Raw genomic sequence first — 20,769 nt, 5'->3', positions numbered from 1 at the left:
CACCGCCACCGCCACCGCCGGCAAGCCGGGCTCCCACAGGTTCGCGTCAGCTTGGCTCCGCACTTCGATGAACCTGGCGAAACTCCCCTGGCGGCATTCCCCGCCGGCTCTTGAATGAGCGATGAAACGACCGGGACTCGGTAAACCCCAGGTACTGCGCGATATCCTGAATCGGCAGGGTGCTGTTGAGCAGGTAATGCTCCGCCAGCTCCTGGCGCAGGTCATCGAGGATCTGTTGATACGAAGTACCCGCCTGATGCAGCTGGCGTTGCAGGGTGCGCACCGACATGGCGAACTGTTCGGCCACCTGTTCCTTGCGCGGCAACCCCTCCTTGAGCAGCTGGCGCAGAATGCCCTTGACCCGCTCCTGCAGCGACGCATCCTCCAGGGTCGCCATCAACCCCAGCGCATGCTCTTCCAGGGTGCGCAGCAGTTGCGCATCGGCCTGGCGCAAGGGCAGCTGCAGGTAGGGCAGCGGCACAATCAGCGCCGAGTAGGGCTGCTCAAACAGCACCGGGCAGTCGAAAAACGCCTCGTAGTGCGCCAGCGTGGTTTCGTCCGGCTGCGCGTGCTCAAACCACACTGCGGCCGGCGCCAGCTGGGTGTCGGCAATCCAGCGGGCGTACTGCAGCCAGGAGCCGAGGACATTTTCCACCAGGTGCCGGCGAATGCGCGGGCGTTGGTGACGGCAGGTCCAGATCAGGTGCACCTGCGCGTCCTGCACCTCGGCCCGGCTGACGCCCATATCACCGACCAGTTTTTCGAACGGCATGATGCGGCTCATGGCATCGCCCAGGGTCGCGCAGTTCATGGTGATGTAACCCAACACACTCCAGGAATTGGGTAGCACGAAACGCGCCGAGTTGAGGCCGAACAGCGGGTCTGCCGAGTGGTCGCAGAAGTAGTCGAGCAACCGCTCATGAACCTCGCCCGGCAACCGCAGGCTGTTGTCGCTCAACTGTTGCGCCTGTAATCCGGCCGCCGCCAGCGCCGGCTCGGTGGCGATACCCAGCTGTTCGGCATAACGCAGGTATTTGAGCAGTGGCGGAACAGAAGTGAAGCCCAGCGATTGCATGATCGTGTTCCTTTGATCAAGGCCCGCATGTGCGGATGAATACCCTGAAAGGTAGTGTGAAACTACCGCTAAAGTAAATGGCCAGTCCTGGCGCGGTGTTTGACTCAATTGGCTACTCGAAGTGGCCGGATGCGACCGTGACACTTTCGGTGGGCTGGCTAGTATGGGTGTCTGAAACATCACTTATAAGAACCGCAAAAGGACACACGCATGCGACGCTGGAACGGCTGGGGAGAGGCAACCACGGTGGTCGAATTACCGGCCCAGGGCGCGGGATTTCTCGCCGAGCGGCTGGGTGTCGGTCGTGTATTGCCCGATGCAACGCTCGAAGAGGCGCTGGCCAGGGTACCGGCTTCGCGGCTGGCGGCGCATGGTCTGTACAGCATCGAGCCGCATGATCGCCTGCTGCATGCCCGGGGCCAGAGCCTGCCAGACTGGCTGGCGCTGCGCGAAGGGGCGCCCGGCCTCTACCCCGACGCCGTGGCCTTTCCCGACAGCGCCGGGCAGATCCGCCAGTTGCTGGCGCTCGCCCAGACCCAGGACCTGTGCCTGATCCCTTACGGCGGCGGCACTTCGGTGGCCGGGCACATCAACCCGCCAGACTCGGTGCGGCCAGTGGTGACGGTGTCCCTGGCTCGCATGAATCGCTTGCTGGACCTGGACGAGCACAGCCTGCTGGCCACGTTCGGCCCCGGTGCCAGCGGCCCGCAGGTGGAGAGTCAGCTACGCGCCCGTGGTTACACCCTGGGGCATTTCCCGCAGTCGTGGGAGTTGTCGACCCTGGGCGGTTGGGTCGCCAGCCGCTCCAGCGGCCAGCAGTCGCTGCGCTACGGGCGAATCGAGCAGTTGTTCGCCGGCGGCACGCTGGAAACCTTTGCCGGCCCCTTGGAAATCGCCACCTTTCCGGCCTCGGCCGCAGGCCCCGATTTGCGCGAAGTGGTGCTCGGCTGTGAGGGGCGCTTCGGCATCATTTCCCAGGTCAAGGTGCGAATCAGTGCGCTGCCGGCCGATGAGCGTTTCTACGGTGTTTTCCTGCCCGACTGGTCACAGGCGCTGCAGGCGATCCGGCAGTTGGCCCAGGCGCGGGTGCCGTTGTCGATGCTGCGCCTGTCCAATGCCCTGGAAACCGAAACCCAGCTCGCCTTGGCCGGTCACCCGCAGCAGATTGCCTGGCTGGAAAAATACCTCGCCCTGCGCGGAGCCGGCGTCGGCAAATGCATGTTGACGTTCGGCGTCACCGGCAACCGCCGGCAGAACGCGCTGTCGCTCAGCCAGGCTCGCCAGCATTTGAAGGCCTTCGGTGGAGTCTTCACCGGTACCTTGCTCGGCAAGAAATGGGCGCAGAACCGCTTCCGTTTTCCCTACCTGCGGGAAAACCTGTGGAACGCCGGTTATGTGGTCGACACCCTGGAAACCGCTACCGACTGGAGCAATGTCGACAACCTGCTCGAGCGTATCGAGCAAAGCCTGCGTGCTGCACTTGCGGCCCAGGGTGAGCAGGTGCACGTGTTCACCCACCTGTCCCATGTGTATGGCGAAGGTTCGAGCATCTACACCACCTACGTCTTTCGTCCGGCGGCGGATTACCCGGCGACCCTGGCACGCTGGCAGGCGCTCAAGCACGCCGCCAGTCAAACTATCGTCGACAACGGCGGCACCATCAGTCACCAGCATGGCGTGGGCAAGGACCACGCGGCGTATCTGCTGCGGGAGAAGGGGGCGCTGGCGATTGACACCTTGCAGGCGTTGAGTCGGCATTTCGATCCGGCCGGGCGGCTCAACCCTGGCACGTTGCTGCAGGAGTGACGACGATGAACCCGGACTGGAATGGCGCGTGGCGAGAGGCCGCGCTGCCGACCCTGGCGGATGAGGCCTGGGACCTGATCGTCATCGGTGGCGGTATCAGCGGTGCCGGCATCGTGCGTGAGGCCGCGCGCCGTGGCTGGCGCTGCCTGTTGTTGGAGCAGCGCGACTTTGCCTGGGGCACCTCCAGTCGTTCTTCGAAAATGGTCCATGGCGGCTTGCGTTACATCGCCAAGGGCCAGTGGCGCCTGACTCGCGACTCAGTGCGCGAGCGCCAACGCCTGCTGGATGAAGCTCCAGGGTTGGTGGAGCCCATGAGTTTCATGATGCCGCATTACCGCGGAGGCTTTCCTGGCCCCCGCGTCATGGGTGGTTTGTTGGCCGTGTATGACGCGTTGGCCGGGAGGCGTAATCATCGTTTTCATGACGCGCAGCAACTGCGGTACATGGCACCGGGAGTGAAGGAAGACGATTTGCTGGGCGGCTCCGGTTTTGTCGATGCGCTGACCGACGACGCCCGCCTGGTGATGCGTGTATTGGCCGAGGCACGTGCTGACGGCGCGGTCGTGCTCAATGGCCTGCGAGTCGTTCAATTGCTGCGCGAAGGCGGGCGGGTGTGCGGGGTGCAGGTCGAGGACTGCGAAGGCGGGGCAGGGCTGCAACTGCGCTGTGGCGTTTTGGCGGTGGCGACCGGTGCCTGGGCTGAACGTCTGCGACCGCCTGAACATCCCCGTCAATTGCGACCGTTGCGTGGCAGTCATCTGTTGCTGCCAGGGTGGCGTTTGCCGGTGGCCCAGGCCTTCACGTTTCTGCATCACGGCGACCGCCGCCCGGTGTTTGTTTTTCCGTGGGAAGGCGCCACCGTCGTCGGCACCACGGACCTGGATCATCACGACGACCTGGACCTGAGCGCCAGCATCAGTGCCGAGGAACTCGACTACCTGCTGGCAGCCTGCGCCCAGCAGTTCCCCCAGGCCGGGGTGGTGGCTGGCGATGTGCTGTCGACCTGGTCCGGCGTGCGCCCGGTGGTGGGCAGCGCTGCAGGCCAGCAGCAGGGTAAACCGTCAAACGAAACCCGCGAGCATGTGCTGTGGCAAGAGCCCGGTTGTGTGACGCTGGCGGGGGGCAAGCTGACCACATTCCGCCCGCAGGCCATTGAAGTGCTCAAGGCCTGTGCGCCGATGCTCGGGCGTACGTTGAACGATGACGGCGCGCCAGTGTTTGCCGCCGTGCCACCTTTGGTGATCCCGGGGCTCAGCAGCTACCAGTGGCGGCGGTTGGCCGGGCGTCACGGTCGAGCCCTGCCGCGACTGGCGCAATTGCTCGAAGAGTTGGGCCATGACACCGTTGGCGCCACTGATACCTTGTGGGCGGAACTGGCGCTGGCCTGCGACACTGAAATGGTCCTGCACCTGGATGACCTGCTGTTGCGCCGCACCCGCCTGGGGCTGTTGCTGCGCGCCGGCGGCGAGGCGTTTTTGCCCGCCATTCGCCAACTGTGCCAGCCCCGGCTGGGCTGGGATGATGCCCGTTGGCAGCAGGAGGAGCAGCTGTACCGGGCGTTGTGGCAGCGGCAGCACGGCTTGCCATGAACCGGCCGCCACGAACCGTAGAAAACCGCAGATATGCAGGCCCTCATGCCCATTGAAGAGAGCTCCATGGACAACCCGAACAAGCGTTACCTGCTGGCCATCGACAATGGAACCCAAAGCGTGCGGGCGTTGCTGTTCGATCTTCAGGGCAATCTGCTGGGCAAAGGCAAGGTCGAACTGCAAGCCTACTACTCCACCCAGCCTGGCTGGGCCGAGCAGGACCCGGATTACTACTGGGCCAAACTGGGTGAAGCCTGCCAGTTGCTGTGGGCGCAGACCGGGATTGATCGAGCACAGATTGCCGGCGTTTCCCTGACCACCCAGCGCGGCACCCTGATCAACGTCGACGCCCAGGGCAACCCGCTGCGCCCGGCGATCCTCTGGCTCGACCAGCGCCAGACCGAGGTCGAAGGCGGCATCAAGGGACCCTGGGGCTGGCTGTTCAAACTGGTGGGTGCCCAGGCCACCGTGGACTATTTTCGCGCCCAGGCCGAAGCCAACTGGGTCGCTCGTCATCAGCCTGAAGTGTGGGCGGCGACTGACAAGTTTTTGCTGCTCTCAGGCTTTCTCACCCATCGCCTGTGCGGGCGCTTTGTCGATTCGGTCGGCGGCTGCGTCGGTTATCTGCCCTTCGACTTCAAGCGCCTGCGTTGGGCGGCGCCCTCCGACTGGAAATGGCAGGCCCTGGCGGTGCGTCCCGAGCAACTGCCCGGCCTGCTCAAGCCCGGCGAAACCCTGGGCTACATCAGCGCCACTGCCAGCCGCCACACCGGCATTCCCGAAGGGCTGCCGCTGATTGCCGCCGGTGCCGACAAGGCTTGCGAGGTGGTGGGCGCCGGGGTGGTCGATTCCAGCACGGTGTGCCTGTCCTACGGCACCACGGCGACAATCACCAGCACCCGTTCGCGCTACCTGGAAATCGTCCCGCTGATCCCGCCCTATCCGGCGGCCGTTCCAGACCACTACAACTGCGAGGTGATGATCTACCGCGGTTACTGGATGGTCAGCTGGTTCAAGAACGAGTTCGGCCTGCGGGAAATGCAACAGGCCAGGGAGCAGGGGGTGGAACCGGAGCAACTGTTCGACGCCCTGGTCAATGCCGTGCCTGCGGGGTCCATGGGGTTGATGCTGCAACCCTACTGGTCACCCGGCATTCGCGAGCCGGGAGTCGAAGCCAAAGGCGCGATGATCGGCTTCGGCGACGTGCACACCCGCGCGCATATCTATCGGGCGATCCTCGAAGGCCTGGCTTACGCCTTGCGCCAGGGCATGGAGAGTATCGAGAAGCGCTCGAAGGTCTCCATCAAGCGCTTGCGCATCGCCGGCGGAGGTTCCCAGAGCGATGCGGCGATGCAGCTCACGGCGGACATTTTCGGCCTGCCTGCCGAGCGGCCGCATGTGTACGAGGCCTCTGGTCTGGGCGCGGCCATTTGCTGCGCCGTCGGGCTGGGACTGCACGCGGACTTTGCCACGGCAACGGCGGCGATGACCCGGGTCGGCTCGGTATTCATGCCCCAGGCCGAGGCGCATCAGACCTACGAGCGCCTGTACAAGGAGGTGTACCTGCGCATGTATCGTCAGTTGAAACCGTTGTACCAAAGCATTCGCGAGATCACGGGTTACCCGGCTTGATGCGTTGAGCAACCCATGGCGCTATCGGAGAACTTTTTCGGCCGGATCGGACAGTGTCACGGCCAGGTGTGGTTGTTAGGCTCATCCCTACTGCACATCCAATAAGAAATCCGAGCAATGAAGCTGCCATTTATCCTGCTGGTGTTGTGTGTCACGGCCCCGTCAGCCTGGGGCTGGTCCAATCACACAGTGGGCAGCTACCTGGCATTGCAAGCGTTGCCCGCCCTGCGCGAAGCGCCCCAGGTGGAAGTCGAGCCCCTGGAGCAGTTCCTCGCCCAGCAGTACCCGGCAGTGGCCCAATTGCTCGATGAGCAGGAGCAGTTTGCCCGCCAGCATTTCGCCCAATACCCGACACGTCCCGACGACCTGAAACTACCCGCCGAACCCGGGGACAATCTGCAACACGCCTTCCTTACCGCGTTGCGCATCAACCCGCAGATTCATCTGGCGATGGTCATCCAGCCACTGCCGGGACGCGACCTGCCCGAACGCGAACACTTGAAGGCCAACCAGGTGATGGTTGAGCAGACCCTCTCGCCCTGGAATCGCCAGCGCTTTATCCACGTGCTGACCGGCGAAAAACTGCCGCCCCTGGCGGTGCTGGCCAGCGCCGCCGACGAACCGGATTATGGCCACGACATCAATCTGTTCAGCGACAACCCTGGCGAGGTCGGCGGGCGCTACGGCTTCGGCCCGCAGCCTTTTGGCGACTCACGTTTTCAATACAGCTCCCAGGCTCCCTTCCACATGGGCTTCTTCCATGAGAGCCCAGTGGTGTACGCCGCTGCCGGTTTTCTGCAGCGCAGTTGGCCGCACTGGCGCGCTTACCAATACATGGGACTGGCGCGCCTGGCCTTCGCGACGGGGCATTCGTATTGGGGTTACCGCTTCCTTGGCTGGGGCCTGCACCACATACAGGACCTGACCCAGCCCTATCACGCCAAGCCACTGCCCGGCGCCGGGCTGGCGAGTCTTCTGCTCATGGAAGGCAAGGCCCTGGCGGGTTTCGACAGCGACAAACACGCCGCCATCCAGCGCGTCGCGACCCGGCACATGGAGGTCGAGAAGTATCAAGCCGCCTGGCTGCGGCGGCTACTGAAAGCCGGAGAACCGCACCCGATGATCGCGGCATACGCCAGGCTCGGTGAAGACGCCGATTACCCGCCGTACTCGGTGGACTACCTGCGCGAAGTGGTCAGTGCCCAGGCCGTCGCCGAGTCCGCAGCCTTTGATGAGGCCATCGAACAATGGCTGGCGACTGCCCCGGCCACCACGGACTTCAGCGCCAGCAATCAGGTCTCGCGCGAAGACTACGACCACCCGCAACTCAACCGGCAGCTGTTGCAGTTGCTGGGGCATTTCGGCGCGCACAGCCGGATTTATGTCAGGGCGGGGTTGGCGCCCTGACCATCGCGGCGAAGTTGCCCGCACACCCCAACAATAAAATCAGGGAAGGAGAAACTGACCATGAGGATGCGCTTACAACTGTCTGGCGCCGGCATCACCGGAGCAGGCCTGGCAGGGCTGCTACAACTGTGCGCGGTGGACGCGGTACAGGCCGTGGAATTCAGTGTGCTCGACCAGCAGGTCACCGGCTCGTTTGACAGCACCTTGTCTTATGGCCGCATGTGGCGGGTGCAGGGACGGGACAAGACTAACGATGACGTCAATACCAACGACGGCAACCGCAACTTCGATACCGGGCTGGTTTCCGAGGTGTACAAGATCACTTCCGAGCTCGAGGCCAACTACCAGAACTACGGGTTGTTCGTGCGCGGCACCGCGTTCTATGACACCCAGCTGATGGACAAGCGCAACGATTACTACCGCAACAACAGTCCCTCGCAGCCGAGCCAGAGTTATCCCCAGGACGACCACTTCACCGACCAGACCCGCGGTATTGCCGGCAACCGGGTGGAGATGCTCGACGCCTACGTGTATGGCAACTGGGACGTGGCATCGATGCCGGTGACGGGCCGCCTTGGGCGCCAGGTGTTCAACTGGGGCGAGGGCATTTTCTATCGGGGCGGGATCAACACCACCAACCCGGTGGACGCTGCCAAGTACCGTTTGCCCGGTGCCGAGGTCAAGGAAGTGCTGATTCCGGTCGAGGCGCTCAGCTTCAACATCGGCCTGACCGACACCCTGACCATGGAGAGTTTCTACCAGACCAACTGGAAGGAAACCCGCATTGATCCGGTCGGCACCTTCTACGCCCAGACCGACCTGTTCGCCGATGGCGGCAACACCGCCTACAACAATTTTACCGGCACTGCGCTGGATACACCGGTGCCAGGTTTCGGCAATGTAATCGACCTGTACAGCGCGCTGGGCAATAACCCGTTGCTCAACCAGGCGCTGGGTAGCACCGGCCTGTACGCCAACGGCGTGACCCCGGCGTTCGGCAATACGCTGAAGGTGGCGTCGGTGGGCAAGGACTACAACGCCCGCAACGACGGGCAGTTTGGCTTCGCCTTGCGCTACATTGCCGAGCAGCTCAACAGCACCGAGTTCGGGCTGTACATGGTCAACTATCACGCCAAGGAGCCGACCATCTCCGCCAACCTTGGTGGTTACCAGGGCATCGACATGGACGCCTTGACCAATCTGCTCTCCGGGGTTGCCGGCAGCCAGGCCGGGCAACTGGCCAACGGCCTGGCGACCGCCGACGTCCTGGGTAATATCCAGGCGCATCGGCGCTATGCCGAAGACATTCGCATGTATGGCTTCAGCTTCAACACCACCCTGGGCCAGGCGTCGGTATTCGGTGAAGTGGCTTATCGGCCGAACCTGCCGATCGGCGTCGCCGCAACCAACGACCTGATCGGCGACCTGGCCAACGGCGCTGCTGCGGCGGCTGCCGGGCAGACGATCAATATCGGCGGGCAGCTGGTCCAGCTCGACAGCCAGATCAACAACGGCGAGCGGGTCGAAGCGTTCAACACCTCCCTGGGGACGATCTACAACTTCGGCCCGAGCCTGTCGTTCGACTCGATGTTCGGCGTATTCGAACTGGCGTCCGAGCACTTGCGTGGCAGCAACCTGCAATACACCGCCTACGACGGCAGCACCCGTTATTACGCCGGCACCGGCAACTATTCCTACGTGTCCGGCGGCGATCGCGGCGACCAGGTCAACCGCAACTCCTACAGCTACACCGCCATGGTCAACGGCACCTGGAACGATGTGTATGCCGGGGTCAACGTCTCGCCCTATGTCGTCTACAAGGATGATTTCAAGGGCAACAGCTACCAGGCGGGCAACACCATCGAAGGGCGCAAGGCCTACACCCTGGGCATCAAGGCCAACTACCAGAACAGGTTCGAGGCCGAGTTGCAGTACACCGAGTTCTACGGCGGAGGCCAGAACAACGGTATCCGCGACCGCGACAACGTTGGGTTCAACCTCAAGTACTTCCTGTGATGGCCCGGTTCAGGTAAGCGCACTCAATGGTGGGAGCGCGCCTCTGTAGGAGCAAAGCTTGCTCGCGATGCAGGCGATCGGGTCAACGGCGTCATCGTTGATCGCGGGCAAGCCTTGCTCCCACAGGATTTCTATTTTGGAGAATGTCCATGTTGCATACGTCACGACTGATCAACACTACGCTGGCCGTGGTTCTGAGCCTGGCTGCCGGCAGCGCGCTGGCAGCCATCACGCCCCAGCAAGCGCAGCAACTCAAGACCACACTGACCCCTCTGGGCGCCGAGCGTGCCGGCAACGCTGCCGGCACCATTCCGGCCTGGGACGGCGGCATCACCCAGCCGCCCGCGGGCTACAAACCGGGCCAGCATCACCCCGACCCGTACGCAACAGACAAGCCACTGTTCACCATCACCAAGGCCAACCTTGACCAGTACAAGGCGCACCTCAGTGCAGGCCAGATCGCGCTGTTCAACAGCTACCCCGACACCTTCCAGATGCCGGTGTACACCAGTCGTCGCTCGGGCTCGGCGCCGCAGTGGCTGTACGACAACACGTTCAAGAACGCCACCAGCGCGAAGCTGCTCGATGGCGGTACCGGCTTTGCCGATGCCTATGGCGGCGTACCCTTCCCGGTGCCCAAGGATGGCGTAGAAGCGTTGTGGAACCACATCACCCGCTATCGCGGGATCTACGTAGTCCGACGCGCCTCCGAAGCGCCGGTGCAGCGTAATGGCAGCTTCGCCCTGGTGACCTCGCAACAGGAAGGGCTGTTCAACTACTACCGCCCGGGCGGCCAGTTCGCCGACCTGAAAAATATCCTGTTCTACTACCTGGCCTTCGTCAAAAGCCCGGCCCGGCTGGCCGGTGGTGCGGCGCTGATCCACGAGACCCTGGACCAGCTCAAGGACCCACGCCAGGCCTGGATCTACGACGCCGGCCAGCGCCGCGTGCGGCGGGCACCGAACCTGGCTTACGACACGCCGATCGCCTCGTCGGACGGCCTGCGCACAGCCGACGACACCGACCTGTTCAACGGCTCCCCGGACCGCTACGACTGGAAGCTCAAGGGCAAGCAGGAGGTCTACATTCCCTACAACAGCTACAAGGTAGGCAGCCCCCAGGTGAAGTACTCAGACCTGCTCACCCCCGGCCACCTCAACCCGCAATACACCCGCTACGAACTGCACCGGGTGTGGGTCGTGGAAGGCACGCTCAAACCCGGCTCGCGGCACATCTATTCCAAACGAGTGCTGTTCCTCGATGAAGACAGCTGGGGCGCCGCGCTGGTGGATCAGTACGACGGGCGAGGGGAGTTGTGGCGGGTGTCGATGGGCTACCTGAAGAACTTCTACGACCTGCCCACCACCTGGAGCGCCCTGGACGTGTTCCACGACCTGCAGGCGCGCCGTTACTACGTGCAGAACCTGGATAACGAAGAACCGCAGACCGTGGACTTCTCCCAGCCGATCCCCGAAGACGCCTATTTCATGCCATCGGCGTTGCGCCAGCGTGGGACGCGGTGAGGTAGGCGCCAAGCATGCACGGGTTACCGGGCTGACTGGCACGCCCTGCAAATAAAACGTGCTACGCTGCAATCAATGATTTCATTGATTGCAGGAGTGCGTCATGGCGAGCATCACAATTCGAAACCTTGACGATCAGGTAAAGGAGCAACTGCGCATTGCTGCAGCTCATCATGGTCATTCCATGGAAGAGGAGGCTCGTCTGATCCTGGGGCGGGCGTTGTCACCCGTGCAGCGTGCTGGTGGCTTGGGGAGTCGTATTCACCAGCGATTTTCCGGTGACGCTGGAGTAGAGCTAAACCTGCCATCACGGCATGAAAAAGCGACTGCAGTGGACTTTTCTGAGTGATCTTGCTCGACACAAATGTTCTTTCAGAGTTTATGCGCGTCGAACCTGATTCAAAGGTTCTGGATTGGGTCGATTCGCAGCCGGCGATGGAGTTGGTCATCAGCGCGATCACTGTCGCGGAAATTCTGCACGGCATTGCTCGACTTCCGTTCGGTAAGCGCAAACAGAAACTGGAGTCCCATGCGATGGCGATGTTTGAAGAGGATTTCGCCGGACGCATTCTGCCGTTTGATGCTCACGCTGCGGTGGAGTATGCGGCGCTGGTAGCAGGCGCAGAGGCAAGTGGTCGAGCGGTTTCGATGGCTGATGCGCAAATCGCCGCCATTTGCCGAAGCCATGGGGCGGCGATTGCCACGCGAAACGTGCGGGACTTCGAGTTTTGCGTAGTTGAAGTGATCAACCCGTGGGATGCCTGAACTTCACAGGCCGTCAGACCATTTCTTCGCAACGCCGCCTGGCACAACTCCGTTCCCACAGGGATATGTGTCGTTCGATGAACTCGTGAACGACGTAAACCTTGTGGGAGCGGCGGTGCTTGGCGAAACGATCTGCCATTCACCGCAACCGCGTGATCAAACGCGGAAGTGGCTCACCATCATCTGTAACTGACCACCCAGGCGCGCCAGTTCGACACTGGACTTGGCCGTCTCGTCGCTCGCTGCCGCGGTCTGTTCAGACACGTCGCGCACGTTGATGATGCTGCGGCTGATCTCTTCGGCCACGGCGCTTTGCTGTTCGGCCGCGGCGGCGATCTGCTGGTTCATCGACTGGATGTTCGACACCGTGCGGGTGATGGTCTCCAGGGACAGGCCAGCCTTGCGGGTCAGGGCGACACTGCTGTCGGTCAGGGTGCGGCTGTTGTTCATCACCGTCGATACCTGCTGGGTGCCGTTCTGCAAACCGGCCACCAGGCCTTCGATCTCCTCGGTGGATTTCTGCGTGCGCTGGGCCAGCCCGCGAACTTCATCGGCAACCACGGCAAAGCCACGGCCGGCGTCACCGGCGCGAGCCGCTTCGATGGCGGCGTTGAGTGCAAGCAGATTGGTCTGCTCGGCGACGGCTTTGATCACGTCCATGACGCTGCCGATCTTGTCGCTTTCCTGTTGCAGCACACTCATGGCTTCGGTGGAACGCGCCACTTCGCTGGCCAGGCGTTCGATCTGCGCAATGGCTTCGTTGACCACCTTGTCGCCTGCACGCGCTTCGCCATCAGCGGCGGCGGCCGCTTGCGAGGCCTGTTCGGCATTGCGCGCCACCTCCTGCACAGTCGCGGTCATCTCGTGCATGGCGGTGGCCACCTGATCGGTCTCGACCTTCTGGCTGTTGACGCCGGCGCTGGTTTGCTCGGTGACGGCGGACAGCTCTTCAGCGGCACTGGCAATCTGTGCGACGCCGTCGCGGATGCCGCTGATCAGTTCACGCAGGGTCACGCCCATGCGCGCGATGCCTTGTTGCAACACGCCCAGTTCATCGCGGCGAGTGACCTTGATGTCCTGCGAAAGGTCGCCTCCGGCAATACGCTCGACCACCGCCAGGGTTTCCCGCAGCGGGCCGGTGATCTGCCGGGTGATGAGCACAGCGGCAATGATGCCCACCAGCAGCGCCAGCAGGGTGCTGATCAATTGCAGGGTGCGCGCCTGTGCGCTTTCGACGTCGCGGCGGTCGAGCTGGATTTGATACAGCTGATCGCTCAGGGACACGATGGCCGCGCCTTCGTCGGTCATTTCCTTGCGCGCCTGAACCGCCTCACTGCTGGCATTCTTGTAAGCCTGCAATGCACTGCGGTAGTTGCCCAGCGCGGTTTCCAGCTGACGCAGTGCGTCGAGCTGAGTATCAGCGAAATGCACGTTGAGCGGTTTCAGGCTGGCAATCGCGGCGTCCAGTTGGCCGAGCGCTTTTTGCTCGGTCTCGGCATTGGAGGTGGCGGTGTAGCCGCGCACTTCGTAGCGGGCCAGCAGGAAGGCTTCCTTGGCCGCAGTGATGGCCTGGAACTGTTCAAAGCGCTGGTCGCCGGGCGGCATTTGCTGCACGCGCGTGTTAATGGCATTGATCAGCGAATTGGCGATTTCGGCGTTGGCGCCCATGGCGTCGCGCGCGCTGTTGCCGGAACGGTAGGCACTGCGCATCTTGTTCAGGGACGTTTTGTAGGCGTCGATCTGAGCGCCTTGCTCGCGCAGCAGCTTGAGGTTTTCCGGGCTCTTGAATTTCACCAGCAACGCTTGTTGCTGGGCGGAAAACGCGTCGAGGGTGGTCTGTACATTCTGCGCGGCGGTTTCGTCGCCGTTGGTCAGCATGTATTGCAGGCGTACCACTCGCAACTTGGTCAGGCCAGCGTTGAGCTGGGTGATGTCGCTCATCCAGTTGCTGCGGTCAATCAACCCGCCCAGGCTCGTCCAGCCGGTCAGGGCGAGGACGCAGGTCAGTGCCAGGACCAGGCCAAATCCCAGGCCCAGTTTCAGGTTTACGCTGATGTTGCCGAACCAGCTATTCATCACAATTCCTCCAGGAACGTTGTGTTTCTTGATCGTCGTTAGGCTGGAAGATTGTTGTTTTTGAGAGCCAGCAAAAAATGGGTAGCAGGGGGGTATCGGCAGCTGGCCTGGTAACTGAAGGTCAAAAGATCGCAGCCTCGTTTCACTTGGCAGCTCCTACGAGGGAGCCCGCCGCGGGCCTGCTGCAGGAGCTGCCAAGTGAAACGAGGCTGCGATCTTTTCTTAAGCTTTTTTTCACATTCGTTTCACCCCCTGCCAACGCCCCACTCTCTAACTTCGCGGCATCAAATGAAGATGATGCATGCCGGCGAGGCGGCCAGATGTGGAATTAAGACTGAGTCTGTTGGGCATAAAGCGCTCTATTGATCTGAGCTGGCTGACCCGTTATCGAAATACGGTCGTGGTCCTGGCGTCTGCCCTGCTGGTGATTCCGTTGACCCTCTGGCTGTTGGCACCCGCCGCCGTACCCGACCTGGCCCATGGCAATACTGCTGGCGCCCGGGCATTGCTCGATGGCTGGGCCAAGGGCGACATGATCGTCCTGGTGCGCCACGTTGAGCGTTGCGATCACTCCAGCGCCGCGTGCCTGAGTGGCGAGGACGGCATCACCTCGCGCTCGCGCAGTGTCGCGGTGGGCGTCGGCGCGCAGTTCGAGCAGTTGGGGCTCGACAAGGCGGACGTCTACAACAGCCCGATACTGCGTACTGCGCAGACGGCCGGGTACATGTTCAACAAAGTGGGCGCCGGTGAAGAGTGGTTGATCAATTGCCGGGGCACCATGCTGAAGGATGCACTGATGCATAAGGTACCGGGCCGCAACCTGATTCTGGTCACGCACAGCGAGTGCATGGCGCAACTGGAAAAAGACCTCAAGCTGCCAGTCTCGACCCTCGGTTACGGGGCGTCGCTGTTCATCTCTGCCCAAGCCTTTACCGTGCCGCGCATGCTGGGCTTCGTAGAAGCTTCCGACTGGCGCTCGGTGACCACCCAATGAGCCGATCCATGCGCTTCTATGCCTTCAATTTCGGTATCCCGCTGGCCCTCGCCGTCGCGGTGTTCCTGCTGTTCGACCTGACCCGAATCGACATCGCCTTCAATGATCTTTTTTATGACCCGGTCAGCCAGACTTTCCCGCTGGACCACGTGCACCTGTTCGAAAAAATCACCCATAAATGGGCGCGCATCATCCCCAACTGGACCGGTGAAATCGCAATCATCGGCGCCTTGCTGTCCTTTTTATGGCCGCGTCTGAAGGCTGAAAAGCATGCGAAGCTCATCCGCTTCCTGGAGCGAATCAAGCTGGCCCCGGTGCTGCGATTTGCCACCAGGCACCGTCGGGATTTCCTGTACGTGGTGTTCGCGTTTTCCATCAGCACCGGCGTCATCCACTACCTCAAGGGCCATACCAGCGTGTATTGCCCGATTGAAACCACCCAGTACGGCGGCAAGATCGAGCACAAGGAGTGGTACCAGAACTTCGACCTGCTCAAAGTCGCGGGTGACGGGCGCTGCTGGCCAGGCGGGCATGCCTCGGGTGGTTTCACCATGCTGGCGCTGTACTTCGTGGCGCGTCGTTATCGCTGGCGCTATTCCAAGGCGCTGATGTACGGCTCGCTGGCGCTGGGTTTCGTGTACGGCACCACCCGAGTCCTGCAAGGGTGGCACTACATGTCCCACACCTTCTGGGCCGGGATCTTCGTGTGGCTGGCCTGCCTGCTGACGGCGCTGGCGTTCTACGGTCGCGCGCGGCTGGAAGCGCCCGTGACGCAGGCGCGATCACCCGAGGCGGTGCTCTCGCCAGCAAGTTCGCTCCCATAACCCCCCGTAGGAGCTGCCAAGTGAAACGAGGCTGCGATCTTTTTTCCCGCAGACAAAAAAAAGCCCGCGGGAGGGCGGGCAAACCGTAGTTTCTTGAATGAGCGGGGCCAATGTACCGGTTGCCGCCGTGCAGTGGGGTGAAGAAAAATTCATCCGCACTGCACACTGCTCATCAAGTTTAGAAGTCGTCCTCAGGGCCTGGGCTGGATCAATTAGCAGTGACTCCACGCTTTCGCAGGCGTAGCGCCCATCGCAGATGCGCTCCCGCAAGGGGCTCTGGGTCTTCCAACCGGCAAGCAGGGTTATCGCGAATTTGTGGCTTTATGCTAGCATCCCGGCGCGTAGCGGAATGTCGGCGCGCCCAGGTACCCGGTTAAGGAAGACCATGTTGACACCCATCAGAGCCCTGCGAACGCTGGGCCGCCTAATTACTCGCGGTGTGTTGCTTGTACTGCTGTGCAGCGCGTTCGGCGTGCAGGCCGACCAGGTGATCGGTCGCTTCAATTCGGCGGCCGGGCCTTTCAGTCACATGGAAACCCCCGCTGGCCAAGCGTACTTGAGCCTGCATGAGCGCAAGATGCAGGTGCAACTGCCGGACGACTGGCGTGAAAGCACCGTCGAAACCACGATGGAGCTGGACGGCGACACGGCGGTGGTCATGAGCTATCGCACCGCGCAGTGCGACTCCCAAACCGCCTTGATAGTGATCTCCGGGAAGACAGTCTGGGGCCCTTATCGACTGGGGGGCTGTGACGACGTGCTGGCTTTCCAGCGCAGTGAGGACGGCAAGAGTTTCGTCGCCATGCGGATGGATGACCGACGCTCCGAGGCCTGGACCTATTCCTCGAAGGACAAGAATTTCCGCGGGCCGATGAAGGTCGACCTGCCGGGGCTGCTGCAGGGCCTGTCCAAGGCCCGGCCGGCGGTTGCCGCTGCACCCGCACCCGCACCCAGGCCACCAGTGGCCGCCAAGCCTGCGCCGGTGCCCACTACCGCAGCGACCCCCGTGGCCACTGCGCGCACCAAGCCCTCCGCGCCGCCTGCGCCCAACCCCAAGGTGACCGTGCCTGCCCCAGTACCCAAGCCTGCGCCCAAACCGCCGGCCAAAGTGCCGATTCCTTCCCAGCTACCGCAACCGGTGGCTGATGCGGTCGTCAAACATGCCCAGGCGACTACGCCACCGAGGCGCCGGGTAGAGATCAACCTGATCTCCAGGGTGGAGACCGAATCGTGACCAGCCTGACACTGCTCCAGCGATTGGGTCACCGTGCGCGGCGCCGCTCGCTGGCCAGTGCGTTGATGCACTGGCTACGCAAAGACAAGAACCCCCTGCCACGGCGCCAGGAACGTGTGCTGGTCCTGGTGATGCTAACCCTGACGCTGCTGTACCTGATGGTCGAAATGGGCTTCAACGCCCGTTTGCTGGACGTAGTCGGCGGCCTGGCCAGTCAACATCAAGTGGAGTCCATCGAGGTCTACGGACGCTTGATCGCCGGCACGGCGGTGGCCCTGCTGGGGTTGGGCTCGGTGCTGAAGAAGAGTTTGCGCCTGGGCTGGAGCCGTCTTCGCACGACGATCTGGGCGGCCCTGGTGATCGTCGGCTGCGTGGGTACTACGTACTTTGCGCAGTTGGCGCTGGTCAATCACCTGGTGGATCGCTCGACGCCCGATGAGCGAGCGCGCGCGGCCTTGGGCGTGCCGATGACGTACTTGATGGTGCACCAGGATTTCGGCTTGACGGGTCTGGACCTCACGACCGAGGATTTGCAGCGCCCTGAGGGCAAGACCCTGCTGGCGACGCTTCCCATCATGCTGCTGTCGAAGGATCACCTGACGGAGAGCATCAAGCCGCAGGCGCAGCCGTTCTTCGAGTTGTTCGCCGAAACCGTGCGCGGCGATGCCGAGGTTAATTATCGCCGCTACCAGGACTCCCTCGCCGAGCTGGATGAAAGCTATCGCCAGTACCAGCAGGGCAGCCGGCGCTACCTGGAGGCGATCAGCGCGGCGTCCATCGCCCGGCACCAGCAGCAGGCCTGGAACGATTACGTGCAGAGCCTCAAGCAACGCAACCGCCGCCTGACCCCCAACAATGTGCCGAACCGCCATGCCAACACGGTCCGTCAGTCGCTGCGCGAGAAGGGCATCGCGGTGGCCGACGATTGGCGCCCCAACGACCGTGCGGGCTTCAACCGCGCCGTGGCCCGGCGCGTGCAACTGGACGCCCGTAGCGCCTATGCCGCCGGGTTGGAGTCGGTCGGCCGCTGGATCGAGCCGGGCTTGCCGCGCGGGCAGTTTTTTGCGCAGCTGCCGATCCAGAACAAGTGGCGCGACGCGTTGCACTTGCCGTACTTGATCACCTTGCAACCCGACCTGTCGCCCAGCGACTTCGAGCAAACCGTGTACCGGCCGACCATCAGCTTCGATGCCAGGCAGCTGATCGAAGATCGCTTGGTCGACCCGCAAAACTACCGCGACAGAGGCGAAAAGGCGCAGATCGGCCGTGACAGCTACCGAGCGCTGATTGTGCCGATGATCGCCCTGTTGTTTTCCCTGCTCGGCGCCTTCACCCACATCTTCAAGTGCCTGGGCTTTTTCACCCGGGCGCTGTGTTACGTCCCGCCAAGGCTCTACGCGGCCGCCTTTGTCGGCTACGCGCTGGTGGTGCTGACGGTGCCGATGCTCTGGACCAACAAGGTGACCGAGCAGCAGCTGTTTCTCGACCTCAAGCAGCAGAACGGCTCCACGCTTGGGCTCATGGGCTGGATCATTGCCCACAGTGTGCAGTGGACGGCCCAGGTCCAGCCGGTGTTTTACCCGCTTAACGAACGGGTGCGCCTGCACCTGCTCGGGGGCTTGACCTACGGCTATCAGCCTCAATGAATGCTCATATCCAGTCTCGAAAGGAGTCGCCCTTGTCGCGCGCACTTGCTGTATCAACCCTGTTGCTCGCCTGTACCGGTTTGTTGTTGAGTGGTTGCCAGAACTCGCCCATAGGCAGCACGGCGGTCGGCGGTGTACTCGGTTGCATTGGCGGTGCCGCGATTGCCGCCGGGACGGGTGGCAACCCTGGCACCGGTTGCGCCATTGGCGCGGCCCTGGGCGCGCCCACCGGTTATTACGTGGGTCGTCAGAAGGACCTGGAAAACGCCCGTCAGGCCAAGGCGGCCATCGAGCGCCAGTCGAGTGATGTCGCGGTTGTGCAACTGACAACCCGCCAGGAAGAGGTACCCGCGGACAAGCGCAATGACGTCGGGGCCGCCAGTGTCGAAAGCATGGACTCGATGCAGGTCAACGTGCCGCAGGCTCTGGTGAAAAAGCGCGACAACCGCCTCAAGCAGCCGCTGTCGCAAGTGGGTAACTACGTGTCCAGCGCCAGCAGCAAGGCCAACATTGTGGTCACCACCCGCAGCAAGAGCGACTTCAACTACATCGTCGCCAACATCAAGAAGGGCTACACCGGCAAGGTCGCGCCTGACAAGGTGACCTACGAGTACCGCGAGCTGACACGTGGCACCCAATCGGCGATCCAGGTGATGCCGAGCGCCCAAGTGTAAATCTGATTCAAGGCTGTGTAGTGCGGGAACGACCTCATGCGTCACCACTGCCGAAGATTTCGGTTTTCAGGGATGTGGTGATAGATCATGAGCGCATACACGCCGGATTCGCTCACCATCAACGTATCCTGAATTTCATCGTGGTAGTTCAGCCGAAGAAAACGATACTGGTCAATGTCGAGCTTGCGAATGAGGCGCTCAACCTCCGGACGCCAATCAGGGTGGGCGGAACCGTATGGGTTGGCGTACCGGCTAGTTGGACCCCGGCGCATCCGAGGATGCCCACATACGGCCCGCCCATAACAGGCTCAGTCCGAGGCTGTCAGTGGTTGCAGGGAAGGAACGCTCGCGATACCCTTTCGCCGTCGCTGCAAACTCAGCGACCGGGTGTGGAAACCCGAGTAATTCAAGGCGCAACAGCGCTCCCATCATGTCTGCCGGTGTTTTTTATGCCTGCGGCGTGAGTTATGGCGGCTGTGCGTGGGACGTCTTCGGGCGTGCCGGTTTCCTTGATTACCGGTTTTCCACCCTGCGCACAGCTGTCACCCATTCGTGTGGAAACGAACGTGGCAGCTCCCCATATCAAGGAGTTGGATAATGCGCAGAATTAAACCGTACGAAGTTTGGCTTCCCCCTCTTCGCAGTTCTCAGTGGCGTAACGCCCCACCATCCACCCTCGGCCACTGCATCTCCCTCTCCGGAGGTGGCAAATGACCGACAGTCCCGAACTCAGAACCATCGGCTTCACTCCCGCGATCTACCTCGGTAATCAAGCAATGTTTCACGTCATTGGTGGCGTGCCCATTGGTGATGCGTTGTCGATGGCTTCGGATTTTCTTTGCCTTGCCAAGTCGCTGACTGAGGATGCGGCTTATGCGAAGGACAATGGGCGTCATGCTTGGGCTGCGCATTATTTGGCGGCTATGGGTAAGGCGTTGGTTGATGATTCGTTGAAGGTTTTGATGCGGGAGCGGGGGGATTCTGGGGATTAGTCTAGAGGTGCGCTTGCGATGGTGCTGGATCATTTGGATGTGTTGTGGATGATCTGGCGCTTTCGCGGGCAAGCCCGCTCCCACAGGAGGTGGTGTTTTGGGGGTGGGCTTTTGTTCTCTGATTGGCAATTTATGTAGGTTGAGGCAGGGTGTCTTGAAGGTCTTTGGGATTGGTGTGACTGCTCGAATCTTCAGGCTCGGGATACCAACGGGACACCACAGCGACTGGAATTCAAAATGCATCTGCGGAAGCCAATGGCCTGAAACCCATAATTGCGCTGAATTCCAGGCACAAACAAGACGTCCTTAGACGTCTTTTTTCGTTAATTCGGTGGGCCGGGTTAATTTGAAATGATTCGGTGAATTATTGATGTATAGCAGTAATGGCTGGGCGGCGGCAAAAACTGAGTGCAACACCTGACCTTTCCGGTACGGTGCTGCCCCATGTCCTATCACGAACTCAGCGTCGAAGAACGCGCCGCCATTCAAATCGGTCATATCCAGGGCCTCAGCCAG

Annotated in this window: 17 protein-coding genes and 1 pseudogene; 14 read left to right on the top strand and 4 right to left on the bottom strand. The window is 62.1% G+C overall.

Annotation, left to right across the window (positions count from 1 at the left end; all coding sequences use genetic code 11):
- Window positions 1-46: 46 nt before the first annotated feature.
- Window positions 47-1,075 carry an AraC family transcriptional regulator GliR gene (gene gliR, locus IMW75_RS25420; protein ID WP_205894148.1) on the bottom strand — a complete coding sequence of 343 codons (1,029 nt, stop codon included), beginning with the start codon at window positions 1,073-1,075 and terminating at the stop codon, window positions 47-49.
- A gap of 210 nt (window positions 1,076-1,285) precedes the next feature.
- Between gliR and IMW75_RS25415 the strand changes: the two genes are divergently transcribed.
- The 8 genes from IMW75_RS25415 (at window position 1,286) to IMW75_RS25380 (ending at window position 11,813) form a co-directional block, all read left to right on the top strand.
- Window positions 1,286-2,881, top strand: coding sequence for an FAD-binding oxidoreductase (locus tag IMW75_RS25415; RefSeq protein ID WP_205894147.1), 1,596 nt, complete (start codon window positions 1,286-1,288; stop codon window positions 2,879-2,881).
- Window positions 2,882-2,886: 5 nt separating this feature from the next.
- Window positions 2,887-4,470, top strand: coding sequence for a glycerol-3-phosphate dehydrogenase/oxidase (locus IMW75_RS25410; RefSeq protein ID WP_205894146.1), 1,584 nt, complete (start codon window positions 2,887-2,889; stop codon window positions 4,468-4,470).
- Window positions 4,471-4,536: 66 nt separating this feature from the next.
- Window positions 4,537-6,102 (top strand): FGGY-family carbohydrate kinase, encoded by a 1,566-nt coding sequence (locus tag IMW75_RS25405; RefSeq protein ID WP_205894149.1) that lies wholly within the window; start codon window positions 4,537-4,539, stop codon window positions 6,100-6,102.
- Between the two features lie 117 nt (window positions 6,103-6,219).
- Window positions 6,220-7,509 (top strand): phospholipase C/P1 nuclease family protein, encoded by a 1,290-nt coding sequence (locus IMW75_RS25400; protein ID WP_205894145.1) that lies wholly within the window; start codon window positions 6,220-6,222, stop codon window positions 7,507-7,509.
- 60 nt (window positions 7,510-7,569) lie between these two features.
- The gene (locus IMW75_RS25395; RefSeq protein WP_205894144.1) at window positions 7,570-9,525 is read left to right on the top strand and encodes a DUF1302 domain-containing protein; all 1,956 of its coding nucleotides are present in this window, start codon (window positions 7,570-7,572) and stop codon (window positions 9,523-9,525) included.
- A gap of 149 nt (window positions 9,526-9,674) precedes the next feature.
- Window positions 9,675-11,048 (top strand): DUF1329 domain-containing protein, encoded by a 1,374-nt coding sequence (locus IMW75_RS25390; protein WP_205894143.1) that lies wholly within the window; start codon window positions 9,675-9,677, stop codon window positions 11,046-11,048.
- Window positions 11,049-11,151: 103 nt separating this feature from the next.
- Window positions 11,152-11,397: a FitA-like ribbon-helix-helix domain-containing protein gene (locus tag IMW75_RS25385; RefSeq protein ID WP_205894142.1), complete on the top strand. Its 246-nt coding sequence runs from the start codon at window positions 11,152-11,154 to the stop codon at window positions 11,395-11,397.
- Window positions 11,394-11,813 (top strand): PIN domain-containing protein, encoded by a 420-nt coding sequence (locus tag IMW75_RS25380; RefSeq protein WP_205894141.1) that lies wholly within the window; start codon window positions 11,394-11,396, stop codon window positions 11,811-11,813. The genes IMW75_RS25385 and IMW75_RS25380 overlap by 4 nt, the downstream gene beginning before the upstream one ends.
- Window positions 11,814-11,969: 156 nt before the next feature.
- Here IMW75_RS25380 and IMW75_RS27470 read toward each other — a convergent pair whose 3' ends face one another.
- Together IMW75_RS27470 and IMW75_RS27465 are read right to left on the bottom strand one after the other, a co-directional pair.
- The gene (locus tag IMW75_RS27470) at window positions 11,970-12,833 is read right to left on the bottom strand and encodes a methyl-accepting chemotaxis protein (protein ID WP_414704666.1); all 864 of its coding nucleotides are present in this window, start codon (window positions 12,831-12,833) and stop codon (window positions 11,970-11,972) included.
- Window positions 12,828-13,754, bottom strand: a pseudogene (locus IMW75_RS27465) (methyl-accepting chemotaxis protein); the annotation flags it as partial. The pseudogene IMW75_RS27465 and the gene IMW75_RS27470, both read right to left, overlap by 6 nt.
- Window positions 13,755-14,211: 457 nt before the next feature.
- Here IMW75_RS27465 and pmrG point away from each other — a divergent pair.
- The 6 genes from pmrG (at window position 14,212) to IMW75_RS25345 (ending at window position 20,253) form a co-directional block, all read left to right on the top strand.
- A complete protein-coding gene (gene pmrG / locus IMW75_RS25370; protein ID WP_205894139.1) occupies window positions 14,212-14,883 on the top strand; it encodes a lipopolysaccharide core heptose(II)-phosphate phosphatase PmrG in 672 nt (223 codons plus the stop codon).
- Entirely contained in the window at window positions 14,880-15,707 is an 828-nt protein-coding gene (locus IMW75_RS25365) for a phosphatase PAP2 family protein (RefSeq protein ID WP_205894138.1), read from the top strand. The genes pmrG and IMW75_RS25365 overlap by 4 nt, the downstream gene beginning before the upstream one ends.
- A gap of 385 nt (window positions 15,708-16,092) precedes the next feature.
- Window positions 16,093-16,941, top strand: coding sequence for a hypothetical protein (locus IMW75_RS25360; RefSeq protein ID WP_205894137.1), 849 nt, complete (start codon window positions 16,093-16,095; stop codon window positions 16,939-16,941).
- On the top strand, window positions 16,938-18,587 hold the full coding sequence (locus IMW75_RS25355) for a hypothetical protein (RefSeq protein WP_205894136.1): 1,650 nt from the start codon (window positions 16,938-16,940) through the stop codon (window positions 18,585-18,587). Before IMW75_RS25360 ends, IMW75_RS25355 begins: the two co-directional genes overlap by 4 nt.
- Before the next feature lie 32 nt (window positions 18,588-18,619).
- A complete protein-coding gene (locus tag IMW75_RS25350; protein ID WP_205894135.1) occupies window positions 18,620-19,261 on the top strand; it encodes a glycine zipper domain-containing protein in 642 nt (213 codons plus the stop codon).
- Window positions 19,262-19,971: 710 nt separating this feature from the next.
- On the top strand, window positions 19,972-20,253 hold the full coding sequence (locus tag IMW75_RS25345) for a DUF3077 domain-containing protein (protein ID WP_205894134.1): 282 nt from the start codon (window positions 19,972-19,974) through the stop codon (window positions 20,251-20,253).
- Window positions 20,254-20,559: 306 nt separating this feature from the next.
- Here IMW75_RS25345 and IMW75_RS25340 read toward each other — a convergent pair.
- Window positions 20,560-20,769: hypothetical protein (locus IMW75_RS25340; RefSeq protein ID WP_205894133.1), on the bottom strand; the 210-nt coding region annotated here is incomplete at its 5' end.

Source organism: Pseudomonas gregormendelii (genome assembly GCF_017114825.1).
Lineage (GTDB): Bacteria > Pseudomonadota > Gammaproteobacteria > Pseudomonadales > Pseudomonadaceae > Aquipseudomonas > Aquipseudomonas gregormendelii.
This window is presented reverse-complemented; position numbering and strand designations above follow the sequence as displayed.

Excerpts from the sequence above, each read along its gene's own strand:
- gliR (WP_205894148.1), bottom strand. The coding sequence starts at position 1,075 with ATGCAATCGCTGGGCTTCACTTCTGTTCCGCCACTGCTCAAATACCTG.
- IMW75_RS25415 (WP_205894147.1), top strand. The coding sequence starts at position 1,286 with ATGCGACGCTGGAACGGCTGGGGAGAGGCAACCACGGTGGTCGAATTA.
- IMW75_RS25410 (WP_205894146.1), top strand. The coding sequence starts at position 2,887 with ATGAACCCGGACTGGAATGGCGCGTGGCGAGAGGCCGCGCTGCCGACC.
- IMW75_RS25405 (WP_205894149.1), top strand. The coding sequence starts at position 4,537 with ATGGACAACCCGAACAAGCGTTACCTGCTGGCCATCGACAATGGAACC.
- IMW75_RS25400 (WP_205894145.1), top strand. The coding sequence starts at position 6,220 with ATGAAGCTGCCATTTATCCTGCTGGTGTTGTGTGTCACGGCCCCGTCA.
- IMW75_RS25395 (WP_205894144.1), top strand. The coding sequence starts at position 7,570 with ATGAGGATGCGCTTACAACTGTCTGGCGCCGGCATCACCGGAGCAGGC.
- IMW75_RS25390 (WP_205894143.1), top strand. The coding sequence starts at position 9,675 with ATGTTGCATACGTCACGACTGATCAACACTACGCTGGCCGTGGTTCTG.
- IMW75_RS25385 (WP_205894142.1), top strand. The coding sequence starts at position 11,152 with ATGGCGAGCATCACAATTCGAAACCTTGACGATCAGGTAAAGGAGCAA.
- IMW75_RS27470 (WP_414704666.1), bottom strand. The coding sequence starts at position 12,833 with ATGGGCGTGACCCTGCGTGAACTGATCAGCGGCATCCGCGACGGCGTC.
- IMW75_RS25365 (WP_205894138.1), top strand. The coding sequence starts at position 14,880 with ATGAGCCGATCCATGCGCTTCTATGCCTTCAATTTCGGTATCCCGCTG.
- IMW75_RS25360 (WP_205894137.1), top strand. The coding sequence starts at position 16,093 with ATGTTGACACCCATCAGAGCCCTGCGAACGCTGGGCCGCCTAATTACT.
- IMW75_RS25345 (WP_205894134.1), top strand. The coding sequence starts at position 19,972 with ATGACCGACAGTCCCGAACTCAGAACCATCGGCTTCACTCCCGCGATC.